The following is a 21833-nucleotide window of genomic DNA, read 5'->3' as shown; positions in this document are numbered from 1 at the left end:
AACCCCAGTTCCGGACAACCACCTTCCGGAACCCACTTAGGAGAGTTTTCGGTATCTCACCGGAGGGTTTCTGGCGCCATCCCAGCAAAAACCTCCTAACAACGGTGTGTGTCATCCCGGTGCACAGCGACCGGGCGTACTTCGCGCAGCACGCGACCGTCTGGGGCGGCGAGTAAGTTCAGGCGACGGGGACGGCGGGGGGTTGGGCTCGGGCGAAGAGGCGGTCGAAGACTGCTGCTCGGTCGAATTGCAGTGCGTGGGCCCGTGCGCGCTGCTCGGCGTCGGCTCGTTGCTCGGGGGTCCAGTCGCAGACCACCTCGTCGAGGACGGTTCGCAGTGTGGCCGGGTCGTGCTGCGGCACCAGTAGGGCCGTGTCACCGACTGCCTCGGGTACGCCGCCGGTCGCGCAGGTGATGATCGGTCCGCCGCCGGCGAGAGCCTTCTCGACCAGCGCGATCCCGAACGTCTCCACGAACTCCGGCTGCTCGCGGGTCGGCAGCACGAACGCCGCGCTCCCGGCCATCAGCGCCGGCTTCTCCGCGTCGTCCACGTCGGTCAGCACCCGCACCCGGTTGCCCAGCCCCGCTGCCGCCACCCGCGCCACCACCTCGTCCTCCTGCGGCCCGCGCCCGGCCAGGACGAGCTGCACCCGCTCGGCCGACCGCGATCCGGCGTACGCATCGATCAGGTCGTCGACCCCCTTCGCCGAGGCGATCCGGGACAGGAACAGCACGTACCCGTCCCGCGAAAGGCCCCGCCGGGTCAGGGTTTCGGCGATCCTGTCCTCGGTGAGCGACAGGTAGGACCAGGAGTCGACCGCCGGGTAGGAGATCGCGATCCGCTCCCGGCACTGCTGCGCGAACGTCGTGCCGTGCATACCGTCGAGCGTCGCCGCCGAGGCCACGATCAGGTCCCTGGTGTACTCCGACACCGCCACGCAGTGGTCGGCCGCCAGGTAGACCGACAGGATGTGCGCGGCCGCCCCGAACCGGCCGGTGTTCACGCACTCGCGCACCACGTTGGTGATGTCGGAGCCGACTGCTTCAGCCACCGTGATGACCTGGGCGGGGCCGATCCTGCGGGCGACCTGGACGGCTTCCTGTACGGCGATCGCGTGCGGGCTCAGGTAGAGGGACATCGCGACCGTCGGCACGCCGTCGGTGAACAGCTCGACCAGCCGCCCGATGAGCCCGGACAGGTAGCGCCCGTCGGGGACCCGGTAGTCGCCGACGGGATCGGGCCGTTCCACGGTGATGCCGGGGCTGTACGGCAGCACACCGTCGAGTGGTTTCAACGGGAGGCCTGCCGCCTCCAGCGCGTCCAGCGGCCAGGTCACGATCCGTACGTCGTCGAACCCGCGGGTGAGGGCCACCTCGGCGAGGCACCGGGCCTCACCGGAGTGCCCGCAGATCACCGGATCTGCGCGGACAACGATGACCAGACGGCGATTGGGTGTGGATGGGATGTTCATGCCTCACCTCCAGTGGTGTGCAGTGGGTCGGATGTGGATGGTGGCCTGATCCGGGTGCCCCAGCCGGAGGGCCGGGGGCCGAGCTCGATGTGCAGGTTGCGGATGTGCCGGAGTTCCCGGCCGGAGATCCAGGGGCGTTCGAGGGTCTTGCCGTCCACCGCGATGGATTGGACGTAGGAGACCGGTCCGCCTGCCTCGACCGGTTCGAATCTTGTTGTGGTGATGGACAGTTCGCTCTCCGGCAGCTGGGTCGTGGACTCCGCCACGGCCGGCGCGCTCACCAGGAACAGGTTCTGCCCGGCCACCGGGAACAGCCCGAGCGTCGCCCACACGTACCAGGCGGACAGCCCGCCGGAGTCGTCGTTGCCTGGCAGGCCGCCCCGGCCGGTGCTGAACTGGTTGGCGACCGCGGCATGCACCACCTCGGCGGTCCGGTCCGGCCGTCCGGCGTAGTGGTAGGACCACGGCGCCTCGTAGTCCGGTTCGTTGTTCAGTCCCTCGAACCGGCACAGGCCGTACCCGGCCTCCATCTCGGCCACGCTCGGCGCCACGCCCGGCTGGGTGACCGGTGCGGCGCCGTACCCGAAGAACCGGTCGAGCAGGCCGACGAACGCGTCGTCGCCGCCGGCGAGCGCAATCCGGGCGCGCATGTCGTGCAGCAGCCGGAAGGAGTAGTTCCACCGGCCGCCCTCGTAGAACGTCGAGTCGCGCAGCAGGCCGGTGCCCGGGTCGTACGCCGCCCGCCAGCCGTGGGCGAGGTCGCGCATCTGCTGGGCCAGCTGCCGGTCGCGCACCTTGCCGGCGATCTCCGCGGTGCAGTGGTAGGCGTACGCCAGGTCGAGGGTGTGGCTGATCGGGTGCGCCACACCGTGCACCAGGTAGTCCTCGCCGTACGTCCGGCGCAGGTCCATCTCCAGGTGCACCATGGCCCAGTCCCAGTCGATACCAGGCAGATCCAGCTGGCACAGATCGGCGAAGAAGGTGTGCGCGAGCGCGCTGCCCTGCCGGGAGAACCGGTCGGCGCCCTTGGCCATCCGGTAGCCGATCGGCAGGTTGCCCTCCTGCTCGGCGATCGACAGCAGCGCGCCGGCCAGCGCGACCGAACGCTCCGGGAACAGCGTCGTCATCAACGGCAGTTGGGTGCGGTAGATGTCCCACATGGTGCAGATGTCGAACGCGTACGGGCCCTCGGTCGTCCACGACGGGCTCTCGTCCGGGGCGAAGCAGGGCTTGACCAGCGAGTGGTAGAGCGCGGTGCCGAAGACCGTTGCCTGCTCGTCGGAGTCGGTCTTGATCGCAACCTTGCCGAGGTGGTCGCGCCAGGTGGCTGCTGTCTCGCCGCGCCGCCCGGCGAAGGTGGTCTGGGTACGGCCGACGTCCGTGTGCAGGTTGTCGCGGGCCGTCTCACACCCGCGCAGGGAGAACCCCAGCCGCACCTCGACGGTCTGCTCGGCGCGCGAGGGGCCCATGAACATCAGCCCGAACGGCCGCAAGGTGGTCGGCCGGATGTAGTCGAAGTCGAGGCGGGTGCCGCCGGGCATCAGGCGCCGGTCGTACCACAGCAGCTGCCGCCAGCCGGGGGCGTCGACCTCCAGGTGCACGGCCAGCGGCACCCCTTCGACGTGGATCTCGCCCTGCGCCACACCCGGCTCCAGCATCGCCAGGTGCGCCTTCAGCGGCACTGTCCGGCTGTGCGGGATGGCCAGGCCGCCGGTCGAGGCGTCGATAACGATCCGGGCGGCGTCGTTCGCCGGGAAGGTGTACCGGTGGACGGCCGACTTGGGGCCGACCGTCACCTCGCAACGCACCCCCGAACTCAGCGTCGCCGCGTAGTAGCCGGGCTCGGCCACCTCGTCCAGCAGGTCCCACGTGGTGCCCAGATCGTCGAGCGGGCCGAGCATCGGCGTGACCCGGAAGTAGTTGTAGTACTTGCGGATCGCGCCGGTGCCGGACTGCTGGAAGTGGGTGAATCCCGACGCGACCGGGCGGTCGTACAACAGGTCGGGAACGCCCTCGGTGTTGAAGTCGTACAGTCCGTAGCCGGTCGGGTAGGCCCCGGAGTACGGGCTGGCCGACACCATCCCGAAGGGATGCATGGCGCCCGGGTGCGTGTTGCCGACCTGCGGCTTGGGCCACCACCAGGTCGCGGCCAGGCCCTTGGGCGTGGGCAGGTCCGTGGCGCCGGTCCCGATGAACGGGTCGACGTGCTCGTACATCATCGGGAATCACCGCCTCACGCGGCTGACGTGGACCCTCAAGGTAAGAAGCGCATGTTTCCGCCGCGTGGACCGCAGAAGACGCGCAGGTTACGGGCGCGCCGGTCGGCCGACAGCAGAAATCGGCGAACGGGCGGCCCGCCCCGGTCTACGCTCCGACGCATGACAGGGGCGCGATCGCGCGGCCGCTCGCGCCGCGGGTCGAGTACGTCGACGCGATCGACTTCTCCGCGCCGATGGTCGAAGTCGGCAAACAGCGCCCGGGCGGCGACCACCCGAATCTCGCCTGGCAGGTCAACCCGATCGAGACCGCCGACCTCGACGGCCCGTACGCACTGGTGACGGCCGGGGCGAGCATCCACTGGATGCCGTGGGAGGAGACGTTCGCGCGGATCGTCCCGCACCTGACCCCGAACGCCCAGTTGGTCGTCATCGAGCACGGTTCCGTCGACGAGCCGTGGTCGGCCGAGCTTGTGAAGGTGATCCTGCGGCACTCCCGGAAGCAGAACCACGACCCGAAATTCAGCGTCGTCGACGCGATCCGGGAACGTGGCCTGCTCGACCTCACCGGTACGGCGCGGACCGAGCGGGTCCTGCACCGCCAGAAGGTCACCGACTACATCGAGAGGTTGCACTCGACGTCGAGCCTGGCTCGCGGCCTGATGCCGGCGGACGAGGCGGCTGCGTTCGACACCAGTGTCGAGGCAGTACTGCGTCCTTACGCGAAGGACGGCGTACTGGAGCTGACCATCGAGGCCGAGCTCAGCTGGGGCCGGCCGCTCGCCTGAGACGGGCCCGGTGCCGGCCTGACAAACGCTAGAGCGCGTCGGCGCGGGACTGCAGGTAGCGCTGTTCCGGCGTGCTCTGCGTCAGCCGGGCAGCGAGGTGGTACGCCTCCCGGGCGCCCACCTTGTCACCTGACAGCTCGAGAAGGTGAGCACGTACGGCGGCCAGCCGGTGGTGCCCGTGCAACGCCGGGTCGACCTCGTCCAGCAACGCGAGACCGGCTGCGGGGCCGTGCACCATCGCGACCGCGACGATCCGGTTCAGCGTCACCATCGGACCCGGCGCGGTCGCCTCCAGGAGTTCGTACAGCATCAGGATCTCGCGCCAGTCGGTCTCGTCGGCGTTCGCCGCGGCGTCGTGGACCGCGGCGATCGCGGCCTGCAACTGGTACGGCCCGACCGGCGCCGACCGCAGCGTCGACTCGATCAACTCGGTGCCCTCGGCAACCGCCGACGCATCCCACAACGACCGGTCCTGCTCGGGCAACGGCACCAGCGCACCGTCCGTCGTCGTCCGGGCGGGTCGACGCGCGTCGGTCAGCAGCATCAACGCGAGCAGCCCGGCCACCTCACCCTCGGCCGGCAACGAAGCATGCAGCAGCCGTGTCAACCGGATCGCCTCCGCACTCAGCTCGACCCGGTGCAACGACGTACCGGACGAGGCCGTGTAGCCCTCGTTGAAGACGAGATAAAGCACATGCAGTACGGCGGCCAGCCGCTCGGGCTGCTCCGTCGCCGCCGGCATCGCGAACCGCGCATCCTGGAGCTTCGCCTTCGCCCGGCTGATCCGCTGCCCGATCGTTGCCTCCGGCACCAGAAACGCCCGCGCGATCTCGGCGGTCGTCAACCCGCCGACGGCGCGCAGCGTGAGCGCCACCTGCGACTGCGGTGTCAGCGCCGGATGACAGCACAGCATCAGCAGCGTCAGCGAGTCGTCCTCCGACGACGCAGGCTCCGGGGGAGTCCACGACGCGACGGTCTCCTCCCGCCGGGTCCGGGCCGCCTCGTTCCGCAGTACCTCGATCCGCCGCCGCGAAGCGACCGTGATCAGCCAGCTGCGCGGATTAGCTGGAACACCTTCACCCGGCCACTGCAGCGACGCGGCCAGCAGAGCCTCTTGTACGGCGTCCTCGCACGCGTCGAAGTCGCCGTACCGCCGGACCAGCGCGCCCAGCACCTGTGGCGCCTGCTCGCGGAGCAGCTCCTCGAGCATCAGCTGAAGGCGCTGAGGTCACGGACGGGACGCACTTCGACGACGCTGAACGGCGCTTCCGGGATCTGCGCGACGATCTCGACCGCGCGGTCCATCGAGTCGCACTCCAGCAGATAGAAGCCGGCCAACTGCTCCTTCACCTCGGCGAACGGACCGTCCGTCGTCATCGGTTTTCCATCGCGGACGAGGACCTGTTTGGTCAGCTCCGGGGCGTCGAGCGACTCCGACGCGACCAGCTCGTCGTGCGCGGCGAGCGCCTCGTGCAGAGCGGCGTACCCGGCCATGCCTTCCTTCTTCTGCTCGTCGGTCATCGAGTCCCACACCGCCCGGGACTCGGGGTTGCCGTAGATCAGTACCAGGAACCTCATCTGCTCAGAGTAAGCATCACCCTTGGGTATCGATCGGGTCACCGGTTCGTCGCAGGCGTAGCGACCGGCGCAGCGACGCGTTCTGGTATCAGGGGAATGTAGGGGCCTGCCCCGGGACGGCCGGGCGTAAACGTGTCGGGGCTCCCCAGTACAGTTACGACGGGAATCCAGGGTGGAGAGAGGGAGGGGTCGCGTGCCGGACTTGGAAGTGTCCGACCGGGTGTGGACGATCCCGAACGCGCTCAGCTTCCTCAGGTTGCTGGGGGTGCCGCTGTTCCTGTGGCTGGTCCTCGGGCCCAAGGAGGACGGCTGGGCGCTGCTCGTGCTGGCGATCTCCGGGTTCACCGACTGGGCCGACGGCCAGATCGCCCGCCGGATGAACCAGACCAGTCGCCTGGGTCAGATGCTCGACCCGGTGGCCGACCGGCTGTACATCTTCGCGACCGTCATCGGCCTGGCGTTGCGCGACATCATCCCGTGGTGGCTGGCGATCGCGCTGCCGCTTCGGGACCTGCTGCTCACCCTCACACTGCCGGCGCTGCACCGCCGCGGGTTCAACGCGCTGCCGGTGCACTTCCTCGGCAAGTCCGCCACGTTCTGCCTGCTGTACGCGTTCCCGCTGCTCCTGCTCGGCGACGGCGACAGCACCCTCAACCTGCTCGCCCGCGTGTTCGGCTGGGCGTTCGCGATCTGGGGGACCGGTCTGTACTACTGGGCCGGCGCGCTGTACTTCGCCCAGCTGCGGCACCTCGTCCAGACGGTCAAACCGATCAAGGACTCGGCCGGGTGACCCAGCAAGCCCCCGAGCAGCCGACCCAGCAACCGCCACCACGACGCGTCGACGCGTCGATGTCGCTGCTGAACAACCTGATGGCGCACCCCCTCGACGAGGGGTACGCCGTCGCGGCCCGGACCGGCTCCGCCGGCAAGCAGACCCGGTCCCGGCACCGGGTGATGCTGGTGGTGGCCGCCGCCGTACTCGGCTTCCTGCTCGCTGTCGCCGCCGCGCAGAACTTCCGCAGCGCGCCGGAGGCGGAGAAGCAGCGCAAGGAGCTGATCACCCGCATCAACCAGGCCGACAACCGGCTGACCGACCTGCGCAGCCGGCAGTCCCAGCTCGCCGACGAGGTACGCCGGTTGCAGGCGAGCGGACTGAGCAACGACAGTACGGGCGCTGCGCTGCAGCAGAAGCTCGACGACCTCGAGCTGCAGACCGGAGCGATCGCGGTCACCGGTCCGGGGATCAAAGCGGTCATCGACGACGCCAAGAACGCCGACGCGAAGGAAGGCCGGCTGCTCGACGTCGACCTGCAGCAGTTGGTGAACGGCCTGTGGACGTCCGGCGCGGAGGCGATCTCGGTGAACGGTCACCGGATCACGTCGCTGACCGCGATCCGCGGTGCGGGCAGTGCCATCACCGTTGACTACAGTTCGCTGACCCCGCCGTACACGGTGCTCGCGATCGGGGACACCGCGACGATGCCGGCCCGGTTCGCGCAAAGCTCGGGCGGCCAGTGGGTGCAGTACTTGGTGAGCAACTTCGATGTCCGGATGACGATCACGACGGAGGACTCCTTGCTGGTGCCGGCCGATGCGACCATCGCGTTGCGCTACGCGAAGGTGAGAACGAGATGATCGCCGTACTGGGACTGGTGGTCGGTGTCGTCGTCGGTCTGCTGGTGGCGCCCGACGTACCGGAGTGGGCGCAGCCGTACCTGCCGATCGCGGTGGTGGCGGCGCTGGACGCGGTGTTCGGCGCGCTGCGGGCGTTCCTGGACGGGATCTTCGACGACAAGGTGTTCGTCGTCTCGTTCGTGTCGAACGTGCTGATCGCGGCCCTGATCGTGTACCTGGGCGACCAGCTCGGTGTCGGCTCGCAGCTGTCCACCGGTGTGGTCGTCGTGCTCGGCATCCGCATCTTCACCAACATGGCCGCGATCCGCCGGCACATCTTCCGGGCCTGACAGATGAGCGACGAGAAGCCCGAGCAGCCGGCTGTCGAGCCGCCGCAGCCGCTGACCCCGACGCCGATGCCGAAACCGCGGACGCCGAACCTGGCGCTGCGCCGGTTGCGGTCCGGGTTCAAGCCGTCCCGCGGTCAGGCGATCGTCGCGGTCGTGCTCGCCCTGGTGGCCTGTGTCGCGGTCGTGCAGGTCCGGGTGAACCGGGCCGACGACGGCTACCAGAATGCCCGCCGCGAGGACCTGATCGCGATCCTCGACGGCCTCGGGCAGAACACCCGGCGGCTGGAGAGCGAGATCGCCGACCTGGAGGAGCGGAAGAACTCGCTGTCCTCCAGTGCCGACAAGGCGCAGACCGCCCGCGAGCAGGCCGAGGCCCAGGTCCGCACCCTCGGCATCCTGGCCGGTACGCTGCCCGCGCAAGGCCCGGGGGTCCGGATCACGCTGAACGACCCGCAGGGCAAGATGACGTCGAGCAACCTGCTGGACGCGATCGAGGAACTGCGGGACGCCGGCGCGGAGGCGATCCAGATCAACGGAGCGGTCCGGGTGGTGGCCAGCACCGATTTCGTGGACGACGCCCCGGGGATCAAGATCGACGGCCAGAAGATGAACTCGCCGTACGTCATCGAGGCGATCGGGGAGTCCCACAACCTGTCCGAGGCGGCCAACTTCCCAGGCGGTCTGGTCAGCGAGGTGACCGGTCCGCAGGTGGGTGGTACCGCCGAGGTCAACGAGCTCGAGACCGTCGCGATCACTGCCTTGCACGCGCCGGAGGAGCATCGTTACGCTCGCCCGGCGCCCAGCCCGACGAAGTAGAAACGAGGACAAGGTGTACCCCGAAGACCTGAAGTACACGGCCGAGCACGAGTGGCTGAAGGCCGGCGAGGAAGGACCCGTGCGGGTCGGCATCACCGACTTCGCGCAGGACCAGCTCGGCGACATCGTGTACGTGCAGCTGCCTGACGTCGGCAGCGTGGTGCGGGCCGGCGACGCCTGTGGCGAGCTGGAGTCGACCAAGAGCGTGAGCGACCTGTTCGCCCCGGTGAACGGCACCGTGACCGCTGTCAACGAGGCGCTCGCCGACCAGCCGGACCTGGTGAACAGCGACCCGTACGGCGAGGGCTGGCTGCTCGACATCGAGGTCGAGGACACCGCCGAGGTGGCCGCCCTGATGGACGCCGAGACCTACCAGGGCCAGCTCGACCAAGGCTGAACCGCGGCTGGTAGGTTACTGACCTCAACCGCTGGTCGAGGGTTGAGGTCCCCTCATCTTGTTCCAGCAAGTCACACTGTTATCACGGGGTCTATCGAAAACGTCGCCGGACCACCGGCGATCGGGAGGATCACAGCATGCCGTTCTGCAACCAGTGCGGGCACGAGAACTCCGAGGGCAGCCGGTTCTGCTCGCAGTGCGGAGCGATGCTGCCTGGCGCGGACCGCCCGGCGGCAGCCCCGGCGAACCCCCAGTCGGCTCCCCAGTCGACCTCGCTGCCGACACCGGGTGTCACCGACACGGCGATGCTGACCCCGATCGGTGCCGAGCCGGAGCCGGAGCGCACCGGCGAGCCGCTGTCCCTGGACGACGCGGCCGCGGTCGGCGCGCTGCCGGCCGGGTCCGCCCTGCTGATCGTCCAGCGCGGGCCGAACGCGGGCAGCCGTTTCCTGCTCGACGTCGACGTGGTCACCGCCGGCCGGCACCCGGACAGCGACATCTTCCTCGACGACGTGACGGTGTCGCGCCGGCACGCCGAGTTCCGCCGGGACCCGTACGGCGTGAAGGTCCGCGACGTCGGCAGCCTGAACGGGACGTACGTCAACCGTGACCGGATCGACGAGGTCCTGCTGACCAACGGGGACGAGGTCCAGATCGGCAAGTACCGGCTGGTGTACTACGCCAGTGGCCAGGCCTGATCCCAGCGCTCCTGAGCCCACCGGCACTGCGCCTGCGGGCGGCCGCGGCATCGGAGAGGTGCTGCAGCTCCTGCAGGCCGAGTTCGCCGACGTCACGATCTCCAAGATCCGCTTCCTGGAGGCCGAGGGGCTGGTGACGCCCGCCCGCACGGCGTCCGGCTACCGCAAGTTCAGTGCCGACGACCTGGAGCGGTTGCGGTACGTGCTGACCGCGCAACGCGACCAGTACCTGCCGCTGAAGGTGATCAAGGAACACCTCGGTGCGATCGACCGCGGCCTGGAGCCGGCCGCCGCCGGTCCACCGGTCGCGCCGAGTTCCTTGCCGCAGACACCGGGCCAGCCGATCGCGGACGACTTCGGCGCCGCGAGCACCGAGCTGCGGCTGACGCGGGACGAGCTGCGGGCCGCTGCCGGCGTACCGTCCGAACTGCTCGACGAGCTGGAGAGTCACGGCCTGGTGGTGGCCAGCGGCAACCACTACGGCGGCGACGCGATCGTGATCGCACAGGTCGCGGCCGAGCTGGCGGCGTACGGCCTCGAACCACGGCACCTGCGGGCCTTCCGTACGGCGGCGGACCGCGAGGTCGGCCTGATCGAACAGGTCACCGGCCCCCGCCGTACCGAACAGACCGCCGAGCTGGCCGCCCTCACCGTCCGTCTACACACCGCCCTGGTCCGCTCGCGCCTGCCGCGTTCGTAAGGCTGTCCACAGCGAACCCCCGTGGGACCGCTCGGGGCTTCCCCTCGGAGTAGGCTGAACGTGTGCGCGAAGTCGACGTGGTCGGAGTCCGGGTGGAGATGCCCTCGAGTCAGCCGATCGTGCTGCTCAAAGAGGTCGGAGGTGAGCGGTACCTGCCGATCTGGATCGGTGCTGCCGAGGCGAGTGCGATCGCCTTCGCCCAGCAGGGCATGGAACCGCCCCGGCCGCTGACCCACGACCTGTTCGCGGAGACCATCCGGGTCCTCGGGCACACCCTCAGCCAGGTCCGGATCGTGAACCTGACCGACGGCATCTTCGAGGCGATCCTGGTGTTCGACGACAAGACCGAGATCTCGGCGCGGCCGTCGGACTCGATCGCGATCGCGCTGCGGACCGGCACCCCGGTGTTCTGCGCCGACGAGATCCTCGCCGAGGCCGGCATCCCGGTCCCGGAGAGTGAGACGGACGGCGCGGACGAAGTGCAGGAGGAAGAGGAGGTCGAGCGCTTCCGGGAGTTCCTCGACCAGGTGACCCCGGAGGACTTCGACAAGAGCTGACGAGCACCAGCGCACCTAGGTAACGATTCGTACGGCGGTCGCGACACGCTCCCGGCTCGATGCGGTTGTCGTTGACCCTGTTCGGGCGGCGGCTTACCGTGAAGACGTCGTGGGGTGGTGTCACTCCACGGAGATGGCTCGTTCCAGTCGGTATCCAGGGAGGCTCAGGCGTGACACGCACCGGGGACACGGATCTGACGGCGCAGTCGACGTCCGACGCGCACGCTGAGGCTGTGGCAGCCGCTACTGCCACCGCCGGCGTTCAGGGTCTGCTGTTCGACGACGACCTGCGGCCGATGCCGGAGGACGTCGGGTTCCGGGGTCCGACGGCCTGCGCGGCGGCCGGGATCACCTACCGGCAGCTCGACTACTGGGCCCGCACCGGCCTGGTCTCCCCGTCCGTCCGCCCGGCGACCGGCTCGGGGACGCAACGGCTGTACGGTTTCCGCGACGTTCTGTTGCTGAAAGTGATCAAGCGGCTGCTCGACGCCGGGATCTCGCTGCAGCAGATCCGGACCGCGATCGCGCACCTCAGCAAGCGCGGCTTCGACGACCTGACGCAGATCACGCTGATGAGCGACGGCGCGTCGGTCTACATGTGCACGTCGCCCGACGAGGTGATCGACCTGCTGGCCGGCGGCCAGGGGGTGTTCGGGATCGCGCTCGGCGGTGTCTGGCGCGAGGTCGAGGGGTCGCTGTCCGAGCTGCCCCAGGAGCGTGCCGACGGTCACGACGACGGCGACGCCGACGGCCACAAGGGCGACGAACTCGCCGCCCGCCGTCGCGCCCGGATGACCGGCTGATCCAGTTTCTTCACTGTGCGCCCACTCACTGCAGACTCGCTCCGCGGCGCCGCCCGGGGGCTGCTGCCCGAACTGTTCGGAGATTCCTGGTAGCCTCGAGGCAGCCGTTCACAGCACTCGGGAGAGACCCGTGTCATCGGGCGCCGAAGGGGCAATTCCTCCCCGGAACCTCTCAGGCCCATGGACCGAGTGTCATAGGCGACTCTGGAGCGCGTTGCGTGACAGAGGGGGAGGCGACCGGAAGCACGTCAGCAACGGAGCCTCTTGATGACCGAAGTCTCTGCAATTTTCGCCGATCGCCACATCGGGCCGCGACCGGACGAGGTCGCCCGCATGGTGCAGCTCCTCGGGTACGACGACGTCGACGCGCTGGTCGACGACGCGGTCCCGGCGTCGATCCGCTCCACCGAGCCGCTCCGGCTGCCGGAGCCCGCCTCCGAGGTGGACGCGCTGACCGAGCTCCGCCAGCTCGCGGCCCGCAACACCGTCGCCACCTCGATGATCGGCCAGGGGTACTACGGCACCTTCACGCCGTCCGTGATCGTCCGCCGCCTGGTCGAGAACCCGGCCTGGTACACGGCGTACACGCCGTACCAGCCGGAGATCTCCCAGGGCCGGCTCGAGGCGCTGCTGAACTTCCAGACCGTGGTCTCCGACCTAACCGGGCTGCCGACCGCGAACGCGTCGCTGCTCGACGAGGGCACCGCGGCCGCCGAGGCGATGACGCTGGCGCACCGCTCGAACAAGAAGAGCAAGTCCGACCGCTTCCTGGTCGACGCCGACACGTTCGCTCAGACGATCGCGGTCGTGCAGACCCGCGCCGAGGCGCTCGGTATCGAGGTCGTCGTCGCCGACACCACGGACGGTCTGCCCGAGGGCGACTTCTTCGGTCTCCTCGTGCAGTACCCGGGGTCCAACGGCGTCGTCCGCGACCTCAAGCCGCTCATCGAGGCGGCGCACGGGCGCGACACGCTGGTTGCCGTCGCCTCCGACCTGCTCGCGCTTACGGTCCTCGAGGCGCCGGGTGAGGCGGGCGCCGACATCGTCATCGGTTCCTCGCAGCGCTTCGGCGTACCGCTGTTCTACGGCGGCCCGCACGCCGGGTTCATCTCGGTGCATTCCGGCCTCGAGCGGCAGTTGCCCGGTCGCCTCGTCGGCGTCTCGGTCGACGCTGACGGCGCCCCGGCGTACCGGCTGGCTCTGCAGACCCGCGAGCAGCACATCCGTCGCGAGAAGGCGACGTCGAACATCTGTACAGCGCAGGTCCTGCTCGCGGTCGTGGCGTCGATGTACGCCGTTTACCACGGGCCCGATGGCCTGAAGGCGATCGCGGAGCGTGTGCACTCGTACGCCGGCAAGCTCGCCGCCTCGCTGCGCGCCGGGGGCGTCGAGGTCGTGCACGACGACTTCTTCGACACTGTCCTCGCCCGGGTCCCGGGACGCGCCGCCGACGTGGTGGACGCCGCCCGGCAGAACGGGATCTGGCTGCGGCTCGTCGACGCGGACCACGTCGGCATCTCCTGCGACGAGAAGACCGACGTCGCGACGCTGACCCGGGTCTGCCAGTCCTTCGGCGGGCAGTACGACGACACGCTCGGTGCTCCCGCTCTGAGCGTGCCGCGGACCACGGAGTACCTGACGCACCCGGTGTTCAACACGCACCGGTCCGAGACGGCGATGCTGCGGTACCTGCGCAAGCTGTCCGACAAGGACTACGCGCTGGACCGCGGCATGATCCCGCTCGGGTCCTGCACGATGAAGCTGAACGCGACCACCGAGATGGAGCCGGTCACGTGGCCGGAGTTCGCGGACGTGCACCCGTTCGCGCCGATCGAGGACGCGGCCGGCTACGTGAAGCTGATCGGTCAGCTGGAGCGCTGGCTCGCCGAGGTCACCGGGTACGCGAAGGTGTCGATCCAGCCGAACGCGGGCTCGCAGGGTGAGCTGGCCGGCCTGCTCGCGATCCGCGGGTACCACCACGCGCGCGGCGACCAGGACCGCACCGTGTGCCTGATCCCGGCCAGCGCGCACGGCACCAACGCCGCCTCGGCCGTGATGGCCGGGATGAAGGTCGTCGTTGTCAAGGGCAACGACGACGGCACCATCGACCTGGACGACCTGCGCGCGAAGGCCTCCGAGCACGCGGCGAAGCTGGCCGCGATCATGATCACGTACCCGTCCACGCACGGCGTGTACGAGGAGAGCGTCCGCGAGGTCTGCCAGATCGTCCACGACCACGGCGGTCAGGTGTACGTCGACGGCGCCAACCTGAACGCCCTGCTCGGGCTCGCGAAGCCGGGCGAGTTCGGCGGCGACGTCAGCCACCTGAACCTGCACAAGACGTTCTGCATCCCGCACGGCGGCGGTGGCCCCGGCGTCGGCCCGGTCGCGGTCGCGGCGCACCTCGCGCCGTACCTGCCGAACCACCCGCTGCTCGACCAGGCCGGTCCGGAGTCCGGCGTCGGTCCGATCAGCGCGGCGCCGTTCGGCTCGGCCGGTGTGCTGGCGATCTCGTGGGCGTACATCCGGATGATGGGTGCTTCCGGTTTGACCGAGGCGACGAAGGCTGCCGTTCTGACGGCGAACTACGTGGCGAAGCGGCTCGAGGGTGCGTTCCCGGTGCTGTACACCGGCGAGAACGGCCTGGTCGCGCACGAGTGCATTTTGGACCTGCGGCCGATGACCAAGGAGACTGGGATCAGCGTCGACGACGTCGCGAAGCGGCTGATCGACTACGGCTTCCACGCGCCGACGATGTCGTTCCCGGTCGCGGGCACGCTGATGGTCGAGCCGACCGAGTCCGAGGATCTCGGCGAGCTCGACCGGTTCTGCGACGCGATGATCGCGATCCGGCACGAGATCGACCGGGTCGCCGCGGGCGAGTGGCCGGCCGCCGACAACCCGCTGGTGAACGCGCCGCACACCGCGGAGTCGGTGATCAACGACAAGTGGGAGCACGCCTACACCCGCGAAGAGGCCGCGTTCCCCCGCTCGGTCGACCGCGCCTCGAAGTACTGGCCCCCGGTCCGCCGCATCGACGGCGCGTACGGCGACCGCAACCTGGTCTGCTCCTGCCCGCCCCCGGAGGCGTTCGAGTAATACGGGCATACTGGTCTGTCCACGACCTGCCTGGAGCTCAATTGACTTCCGTACGTCCTGATACCGCCGCCGCTCTGTTTGCCGAGGTTGCGACAGCGCAGGGGGAGTCGAAGTTGCCGTCGGTGAACGCCGGGGTGCTGCGGGACGGGGAGTTGGCGTGGAGCGGGGCGCGCGGGCGGTTCGCGACGGCTGACGGGGCGTTGCCCGGTCCGGATGTGCAGTACCGGATCGGGTCGATCACGAAGACGATGACGGCGGTGCTGATCATGCAGTGCCGCGACGACGGGCTGCTGTCGCTGAACGATGCTGTCGGCAAGCATCTGCCCGGTATCGCGTTCGGGGACCGGACGATCCGGCAGTTGCTCGCGCACAGCGGCGGGATGAACGCCGAGCCCGAGGGGCCCTGGTGGGAACGGAATCCGGGCGTCCCGTTCGACGAGCTGACCGCGGCGATGAACGACTCGCAGGCGGTCGGCCCGGCGGATCGGCGGCACCACTACTCGAACCTCGGATACGGACTGCTCGGGGAGATCGTCGCCCGGCTCCGGGGCCAGTCGTGGATCGAGCTCGTCCAGGCCAGGGTCCTGGATCCGCTCGAGATGCGGCGTACGACGTACTTTCCGTCGGCCCCGGCCGCCGAGGGTTTCTCGGTGCACCCGTTCAGCGGGCAACTGGACCCGGAGCCGGCGTACGACTCGGGCGCGATGGCGCCGGCGGGGCAGCTGTGGAGCACGATCGAGGACCTGGCGCGGTACGCGGAGTTCTGGATCGACCCGGTGCACGAGGTGCTGAGCCGGGACTCGGTCGAGGAGATGGCGGCGCCGGTGGCGTCGGACCCGCGGGAGGGGCTGAACGCGTCGTACGGGCTCGGCCTGCGGCTGATCGCGGACGATCCGCACCTGCTGATCGGCCACACCGGTTCGATGCCGGGCTTCCTCGCCGGGCTGTTCGTCGACCGCGTCCGCCGGGTCGGTGCGGTGACACTCGGCAACGCGACGTACGGCCGGGTGGCCTCGCTGGCTCCCGACCTGGTGCGCATCCTGACGAAGTACGAGCCGCCGATCACCCAGGAGTGGGTGCCAGAGCCACCCCTGGCCCAGGGCAGCGAGCTGCTCGGCCACTGGTACTGGGGCAACACGCCGCTGACAATCTCCGTCTGCGCCGGAATCCTGCAACTCTCCGGCGGCCTCACCACCCGCCTCTCACCCCTCGCCCCCGACCTCTACGAGGGCCGCGACGGCTACCTAGCCGGCGAAAAACTCCACGTAACCCGCAACAGTCAAACCATCACCCACCTGACGGTCGCAACGTTCGTCCTCACCCGGACGCCGTACGGCGCCTGAGACCTGCAGCCTCGAACCGATCGACTGGTATAGCATTTGCTATACACCGGCTCCTGTTCGCGTTCGACAGGCCGAAGGGGGCGATCGATGACCGGCTACGTGAGTTGGCGGGACATCCGCGATCAGGAGGTCGCACGTGCCGGGGGCGAGGAAAGCGTCGCGGCCGGCAAGCAGGAGCTCCTCGCGGAGGTTCAGGGGCACCGGTTGGCAGAGATCCGGCGCGGTCGTGGCCTGACACAGGCCCAGGTCGCCGAGCGGATGGGGGTCACCAAGGGCAGGGTTTCCCAGATCGAGCAAGGCAAGATCTCCGGGCAAGAGGTTCTGCTCCGCTATGCGGCAGCGCTCGGCGGTCGCCTTCATCAGGCCATCTACTTCGACGACGGCGACATCTCGGCAATCGCCTGACCGCATCGGCTCCCACGGGAGTGGGAGCCGTGCAGCTAGCCTGTAACGCACTGCATGGAGTAGATCAGGGGTAGATCGCCCGGCTGTTCACCGGGAGGGCGCAGGTTCGAGTCCTGCCTCCATGTCTGAGCGTTGTTCCATCCAGAGGACGGGGGTTCCGGATGTACGCTACGGGCCGGTTGCAGCATGCGCTCGAACGGGCGTTGGTCGCGGAGGATCCAGCGGTACGTCGGCGCGCGGCGGTCCGGGTTGACGCCTGGCGCACCGTTCTCGAGGGGATGGCGTCCGGACGGCTGACGATCGGGTCGCGGACGCCGGTCGCCGACACGCCTGTCTGGGTCACGCTGGAGGTGGTGACCGGAGGGTTCGCGACCGGTCGGTACGTGGCGGAATCGCCGCCGAGTGCGGACGAGCTCGCCCGGCTGCCGGTGAACGCGCCGGGGGAGACGGATCGGGAACGGCTGAATCTCTGGTACCTCGGTGACGAAGGCCTCGCGGAGCTGGGGCAGGCGCTGCGCACCGGGCGTTGCCGCGTCGACGTACCCGAGGAATCGGCGCTGCTGGTCGTCGCCTGGTTGCTCGAACACGGGCATTTCGCCGCGGCGCTCGACCTGGTCGCCGCGCTTCGCCCGTTGATGCACCGGCTCCGATTCACCCCGACGTTCGGTCCGTCGTCAGCTCCGGCCGGGGCGGTGGTACGGCGGCACTCGGTGGATCAGGTCCGTGCTCAGTTGCGACAGGCAACGGTTCCGCCGCGGATCGCCGCGATGCGGGAGACTCTCCACGTCTGGAACCCGCTCCACGACCGGCTGGTGGCGCTGTGGTGCGACACGGTCGACGGTGACCTCCCGGAGCTGAGTTCGGGCGTGGTGAGCGGTGGCTGGCCGTGCCGGGTCTGGCCGGATGACTGGATGGAACGGCGTCGCCAGTGGCTGGACGAGTACGCGGCCGCGGACGAGCGCCACCATGCGCGGCACCCGAAGAGCAACTTCGCGCGGCTGCAGTCGGCGCTGGAACGCTGTCCCGTCGACAGTTCGGCCCTGACCGGGCGCGAGGTCGGGTGGATCCGGCGCGCGCTGGCGAACACGATCAGCGCCCACGGCGCACCGGGGTCCGAGGCGCGCGCATCCTTGCGTACGGCGCAGTACGAGGTGGCGGCGCGTCCGACGTACGCGACCTTGGCGCACGTGCTGAGTACGCGGCTGGACCGCTTCCCGCGGGACGGAGGACTGCCGGGGCTCGGTCCGATCGCGGGCGACGTCGACGGTGCGGAGCTTCCGACAGCCGCCGGCGTGGCGATGCCGCCGCACCTGCTGGCGAAGGCGGCGCGGGCGCTCGAGGCGCCGATCGGCGAGTTGGTGGATCGCGGCGTCATCGGCTCGGGGGAGGTGCTCGCCGAGGTGCTGCCGCAGGTCACGTCACAGTTGCTGGCGGCAAATATCGCGGATCCGGTGCTGGCCTCGGTGTATGCGCAGACGTACGCGGCCTTCCGTCGTCGGCGCACTCTGCTGCTGCTGAACCTCGAGCATCAGGTCCGGTTCGACGAGCTGCCGTGGATCTCCGCCGTCGCGCCGTACCGCGACCGCTCTCAGAAGGCGACCCGAGCCGCCGCGCAGACGCTGCGTGAGACCACCGCCGTCGCGCTCGGCGCGTTCCCGCAGACGATCCTGCCGAACCCGCTCGTCCGCGAGTTCCGCACACTGGTCAGCCAGGCCGGCCTCGGGCTGCCGCTCGTCGAGGAGGTCGCTGCCGACATCTTCATGGGCACGTTCACGGCGAAGTGGCGGGAGGCGGCGTCGGTCGCGAGCCGGGTGCTGTCCGGGACGCTGTACGGGCGCTACTACGACCTACCCGCCGCGTGGCCGGCCGCTCCCCAGCGTTCGCGGATCCGCTGGCGGAAGCTGACGTCCGACGACTTCGCGGAGATGTGCCGCCTACGTGCTCAGGAGGCGCACACGTCGCAGACGCCCGGGTACGTCGCCCAGAACGGGACCGTCTTGGAGCAGAGCCAGATCCTGACCTCGCACAACCTCGCCGTACTGGTCGAGGCGTTAGACCTGACCGACTGGCTCCGTGAGGTCGGCCCCGAACTCGCGGACCGCGCGTTCAGCTGGGCGATGCAGCGCCAGACGCAGCCTGTCTCGTTGCAGGCCGTGAAGAACACGGCGTACGCCTGGCGCCAGGCAATCTTCTTCCTCAGCTACTGCGACAGCGCCAACGTCCTGGCCAAGCTCGTAGAGCGAGCCGGCGTCCTCGGTCCGCAGTTCGCACCAGCCGTCACCGGGCTCCTGGACGTAGCCGCCGGCGAGCGCTTCGACGCCCAAGGCCGCACCCCCCAAGGCGGCCGCCGCCTCCTCGGCTGGACCACCGGCCCGCATTGGCTCGTGAGGATCGCCACTTCGGACGTGGCCGAGTTGACACCGTGAGTGCACCGGGCAAAAGTTAGGTCTGCCTTAGTAAGGGTTGCCTTACTCGACAACTTCCCGGGAGATCTGGATGTCGCAGCCCGCGCGTCTGACCGCGCTGCCCGCACCTGTTCGCGATCCGTTCGCCGCACGCTGGCCGCTGGCCTCGACGGTCGCGGACCGTGAGCGCGGACCGTTGCCGCACGGTTCGCCGGGAGCGGTACTGCGGCGCGCCGCCGAGGTGCTCGGTGAGCCGCGGGTCCCGTCGACCGGGGTGGGGGAGTCCGCCGCGCTCGACCTGATCGCGGGGCTGCTCGACGAGCATGGGATCGACCTCAGCCACCCGCACGCAGCGGCGCACCTGCAGCCGCCGGTCCTGCAGGTCGCGGTCGACGCGGACGCCCTGGCGTCGGCCTCGAACGCCTCGATGGACACCTACGACTCCGGTCCCGCGACGCTGGCGATCGAGCAGTGGGTCGTGCGGGCGCTAGCATCGCTAGCCGGTTTCGGGCCGCAGGCGGACGGCGTGCTGACGCCCGGTGGTTCGATCTCGAACCTGCTCGCGATCCTGATCGCCCGCGACAGTGCAGCCGCCGCTGCGGGCGTCGACGTACGGCGGAACGGTCTGCAGGGCTTCGCCCGGCCGGTCGTGTTCTGCTCCGAACTCGCCCACTTCTCGGTCCAGCGAGCCTGCGCCGCCCTCGGGCTCGGTGAGGAGGCCGCGATCACGATCGCCTCCGACGAGAACTTCCAGATGCGGACCGACCTCCTCGCCGACGAGCTCGCGAAGCCCGGCCGTACGCCGGTCGCGGTGATCGCAACCGCCGGTACGACGGACTTCGGATCGATCGACCCGATCGCTGCGATCGCCTCGCTGGCCCGAGCACATGGCGCCTGGCTGCACGTCGACGCGGCGTACGGGTTCGGGGCACTGTTCTCCGACCGGCTGGCGCCGCTGCTCGCCGACGTACCGCTGGCGGACTCGGTGACGCTGGACCTGCACAAGATCGGCTGGCAGCCGGCCGCGACCAGCGTGCTGCTGGTGGCAGACCGGAGCCGGTTCGCGGCGTTCGACCGCTCGGTGGACTACCTGAACCCGGCCGACGACATCGACTCCGGGCTGGACGGGCTGCTCGGCCGCAGTCTGCAGACCACCCGCCGACCGGATGCCGTCAAGGTTGCCACCACGCTGACTGCATACGGACGGGCCGGACTGGGAACGATGGTCGACACCTGCCACGAGCTCGCGCACGCCGCCGCGGCCCGGGTCGTTGCCGACAGCAACCTCGAGTTGCTGGCGCCGGTGACCCTGACCACGGTGCTGTTCCGGGTCGCCGGGCGGGGCCTGGACGCGTCCGGACTGGACGCGCTCCAGGGCGAGGTTCGGCGCCGGTTGCTGACCTCCGGGCGGGTGCTGATCGGCCGGACCAAGCTGCCGGCCCGCGGCGGCGGTTCACCCAGCCCGGCGGCAGTCGCGTTGAAGTTGACGCTGCTGAACCCGAACGCCACCGCGACGGACATCGAGGACCTGCTCGACCAGGTCGTGGCCACCGGCCTCGACGTCCAGACCGGCGAAGGAGCGGCGTGACTATTGCGGCTGATGCGCATCTGAACGCGATCCTGCGGTGTTATACCCGCGAGTCGTCCGTACCGGTCGCGGTCGGGGCGCTGACCTTCGAGACCGGCGGTTCGACGGTGACGGCGCGGGTGGAGCACGCGTCGCGGACCGGGCTGCACCAGTTCACCGACGTACAGGTGGACGGCGTACCGGCTGTTCCTGAGGACTTGGTGCGGTTGCTGTCGGCGGACGCGGATCCGGCGGAGATCGACGATCTGGCCGCGCGGACGGCGGAGTCGGTGCGCAACGTCTCCTTGTTTCTTTCCGAGGCTGACGGCGAGCGTGGGCCCGGACGCTTCCTGGAGTTCGAGCAGGCGTTGCTGTTCGGGCATCTGAACCACCCGGCGCCGAAGAGCCGGGACGGACTGAGCGGTGCCGAGCTGGCGGCGTACTCGCCGGAGCTCGGTGGCCGTTTCGCAGTGCACTGGTTCGAAGCCGACGCCGAACTGGTGTCGTCGGACCAGGTGGCCGGCGCGCCCTCGCTGCAGGGACTGGACGCTGTGCAGTTGATGGGCGCGCTGGCCGGTATCACCCCGTCGTCGGGCCGGGTCCTGATCCCGGCCCATCCGTGGCAGGCGTCGTCGTTGCTGTCGCGGCCGCAGGTGGCCTCGTTGATTCGGGACGGCCGCGTGAAGGCACTGGGGCCGCAGGGTGCGGAGTGGTACCCGACGTCTTCGCTGCGAACGGTCTTTCACCCCGATCAGCCGGTGATGCTGAAGCTGTCGCTCGGTCTGCGGATCACGAACTCGCGGCGCGAGTCGACCCCGACCGAGCTGCGGCGCGGGCTGGAGATCAATCGGTTGCTCGACGCGGCGTACAACGCGGGTACGGCGACCGCGCACCCGCGCTTCAGCATCGTGGGGGGCCCCGGCGGGGGGGCGCGGGGCGGGGGGGGGGCCGCGGTGTGCCGGGGCGATTTGGGGGGGGGGGGGGGGGGTGGTTTAAACAAAAAAGACCCCCCCCCACGGTGAGAGT

At 69.7% G+C, this 21833-nt stretch carries 20 protein-coding genes, 1 tRNA gene and 1 riboswitch; of the genes, 17 read left to right on the top strand and 4 right to left on the bottom strand.

Annotated features, from left to right (window positions below; genetic code table 11):
* Positions 1–178: 178 nt before the first annotated feature.
* Together ACWF0M_RS11210 and ACWF0M_RS11205 are read right to left on the bottom strand one after the other, a co-directional pair.
* Positions 179–1471, bottom strand: coding sequence for a glycosyltransferase (locus tag ACWF0M_RS11210; protein WP_452235478.1), 1293 nt, complete (start codon positions 1469–1471; stop codon positions 179–181).
* Positions 1468–3690, bottom strand: a complete 2223-nt coding sequence (locus tag ACWF0M_RS11205; RefSeq protein ID WP_452235477.1) for a glycoside hydrolase domain-containing protein — start codon at positions 3688–3690, stop codon at positions 1468–1470. Before ACWF0M_RS11205 ends, ACWF0M_RS11210 begins: the two co-directional genes overlap by 4 nt.
* 173 nt (positions 3691–3863) lie before the next feature.
* Here ACWF0M_RS11205 and ACWF0M_RS11200 point away from each other — a divergent pair, with 173 nt between their 5' ends.
* Entirely contained in the window at positions 3864–4475 is a 612-nt protein-coding gene (locus ACWF0M_RS11200) for a class I SAM-dependent methyltransferase (protein WP_452235537.1), read from the top strand.
* A 28-nt stretch (positions 4476–4503) separates the two neighbouring features.
* On the opposite strand, the gene ACWF0M_RS11195 is transcribed toward ACWF0M_RS11200, so the two are convergent.
* The gene (locus ACWF0M_RS11195) at positions 4504–5685 is read right to left on the bottom strand and encodes an RNA polymerase sigma factor (protein WP_452235476.1); all 1182 of its coding nucleotides are present in this window, start codon (positions 5683–5685) and stop codon (positions 4504–4506) included.
* Positions 5685–6053 (bottom strand): YciI family protein, encoded by a 369-nt coding sequence (locus ACWF0M_RS11190; protein WP_452235475.1) that lies wholly within the window; start codon positions 6051–6053, stop codon positions 5685–5687. Before ACWF0M_RS11190 ends, ACWF0M_RS11195 begins: the two co-directional genes overlap by 1 nt.
* A 193-nt stretch (positions 6054–6246) precedes the next feature.
* On the opposite strand from ACWF0M_RS11190, the gene ACWF0M_RS11185 reads away from it, so the two are divergent.
* The 16 genes from ACWF0M_RS11185 to ACWF0M_RS11110 all read left to right on the top strand — a co-directional run bounded on the left by ACWF0M_RS11185 (position 6247) and on the right by ACWF0M_RS11110 (position 21829).
* Complete coding sequence (locus ACWF0M_RS11185; protein ID WP_452235474.1) at positions 6247–6843, top strand: CDP-alcohol phosphatidyltransferase family protein; 597 nt, start codon at positions 6247–6249, stop codon at positions 6841–6843.
* Positions 6840–7688: a DUF881 domain-containing protein gene (locus ACWF0M_RS11180; protein WP_452235473.1), complete on the top strand. Its 849-nt coding sequence runs from the start codon at positions 6840–6842 to the stop codon at positions 7686–7688. The genes ACWF0M_RS11185 and ACWF0M_RS11180 overlap by 4 nt, the downstream gene beginning before the upstream one ends.
* Positions 7685–8017, top strand: coding sequence for a small basic family protein (locus ACWF0M_RS11175; RefSeq protein ID WP_452235472.1), 333 nt, complete (start codon positions 7685–7687; stop codon positions 8015–8017). The genes ACWF0M_RS11180 and ACWF0M_RS11175 overlap by 4 nt, the downstream gene beginning before the upstream one ends.
* A 3-nt stretch (positions 8018–8020) precedes the next feature.
* The gene (locus ACWF0M_RS11170; RefSeq protein ID WP_452235471.1) at positions 8021–8833 is read left to right on the top strand and encodes a DUF881 domain-containing protein; all 813 of its coding nucleotides are present in this window, start codon (positions 8021–8023) and stop codon (positions 8831–8833) included.
* 13 nt (positions 8834–8846) lie between these two features.
* Entirely contained in the window at positions 8847–9230 is a 384-nt protein-coding gene (gene gcvH, locus ACWF0M_RS11165; protein ID WP_452235470.1) for a glycine cleavage system protein GcvH, read from the top strand.
* 137 nt (positions 9231–9367) lie between these two features.
* The gene (locus tag ACWF0M_RS11160; RefSeq protein WP_452235469.1) at positions 9368–9928 is read left to right on the top strand and encodes an FHA domain-containing protein; all 561 of its coding nucleotides are present in this window, start codon (positions 9368–9370) and stop codon (positions 9926–9928) included.
* Complete coding sequence (ftsR, locus tag ACWF0M_RS11155) at positions 9915–10628, top strand: transcriptional regulator FtsR (protein WP_452235468.1); 714 nt, start codon at positions 9915–9917, stop codon at positions 10626–10628. The genes ACWF0M_RS11160 and ftsR overlap by 14 nt, the downstream gene beginning before the upstream one ends.
* A gap of 62 nt (positions 10629–10690) precedes the next feature.
* The gene (locus ACWF0M_RS11150) at positions 10691–11185 is read left to right on the top strand and encodes a bifunctional nuclease family protein (protein ID WP_130379352.1); all 495 of its coding nucleotides are present in this window, start codon (positions 10691–10693) and stop codon (positions 11183–11185) included.
* A 296-nt stretch (positions 11186–11481) separates the two neighbouring features.
* Complete coding sequence (locus ACWF0M_RS11145; RefSeq protein WP_452235536.1) at positions 11482–11988, top strand: MerR family transcriptional regulator; 507 nt, start codon at positions 11482–11484, stop codon at positions 11986–11988.
* 108 nt (positions 11989–12096) lie between these two features.
* Positions 12097–12186, top strand: a riboswitch (glycine riboswitch).
* A 69-nt stretch (positions 12187–12255) separates the two neighbouring features.
* Positions 12256–15087 carry an aminomethyl-transferring glycine dehydrogenase gene (gene gcvP / locus ACWF0M_RS11140; RefSeq protein ID WP_452235467.1) on the top strand — a complete coding sequence of 944 codons (2832 nt, stop codon included), beginning with the start codon at positions 12256–12258 and terminating at the stop codon, positions 15085–15087.
* Between the two features lie 41 nt (positions 15088–15128).
* Entirely contained in the window at positions 15129–16430 is a 1302-nt protein-coding gene (locus ACWF0M_RS11135) for a serine hydrolase domain-containing protein (RefSeq protein WP_452235466.1), read from the top strand.
* 87 nt (positions 16431–16517) lie between these two features.
* A complete protein-coding gene (locus tag ACWF0M_RS11130) occupies positions 16518–16835 on the top strand; it encodes a helix-turn-helix domain-containing protein (protein WP_452235465.1) in 318 nt (105 codons plus the stop codon).
* 53 nt (positions 16836–16888) lie between these two features.
* Positions 16889–16960: transfer RNA gene (locus ACWF0M_RS11125), tRNA-Asn, on the top strand.
* Positions 16961–16996: 36 nt separating this feature from the next.
* Positions 16997–19261, top strand: a complete 2265-nt coding sequence (locus ACWF0M_RS11120; RefSeq protein WP_452235464.1) for a hypothetical protein — start codon at positions 16997–16999, stop codon at positions 19259–19261.
* Positions 19262–19331: 70 nt separating this feature from the next.
* Positions 19332–20828, top strand: coding sequence for a pyridoxal phosphate-dependent decarboxylase family protein (locus ACWF0M_RS11115; RefSeq protein WP_452235463.1), 1497 nt, complete (start codon positions 19332–19334; stop codon positions 20826–20828).
* Positions 20825–21829 carry an IucA/IucC family protein gene (locus tag ACWF0M_RS11110; RefSeq protein WP_452235462.1) on the top strand — a complete coding sequence of 335 codons (1005 nt, stop codon included), beginning with the start codon at positions 20825–20827 and terminating at the stop codon, positions 21827–21829. Before ACWF0M_RS11115 ends, ACWF0M_RS11110 begins: the two co-directional genes overlap by 4 nt.
* Positions 21830–21833: the final 4 nt, after the last annotated feature.

Source organism: Kribbella sp. NPDC055110, assembly GCF_053607525.1.
The sequence above is the reverse complement of the archived record's forward strand: the minus strand, read 5'-3'. Positions and strand labels throughout refer to the sequence as shown.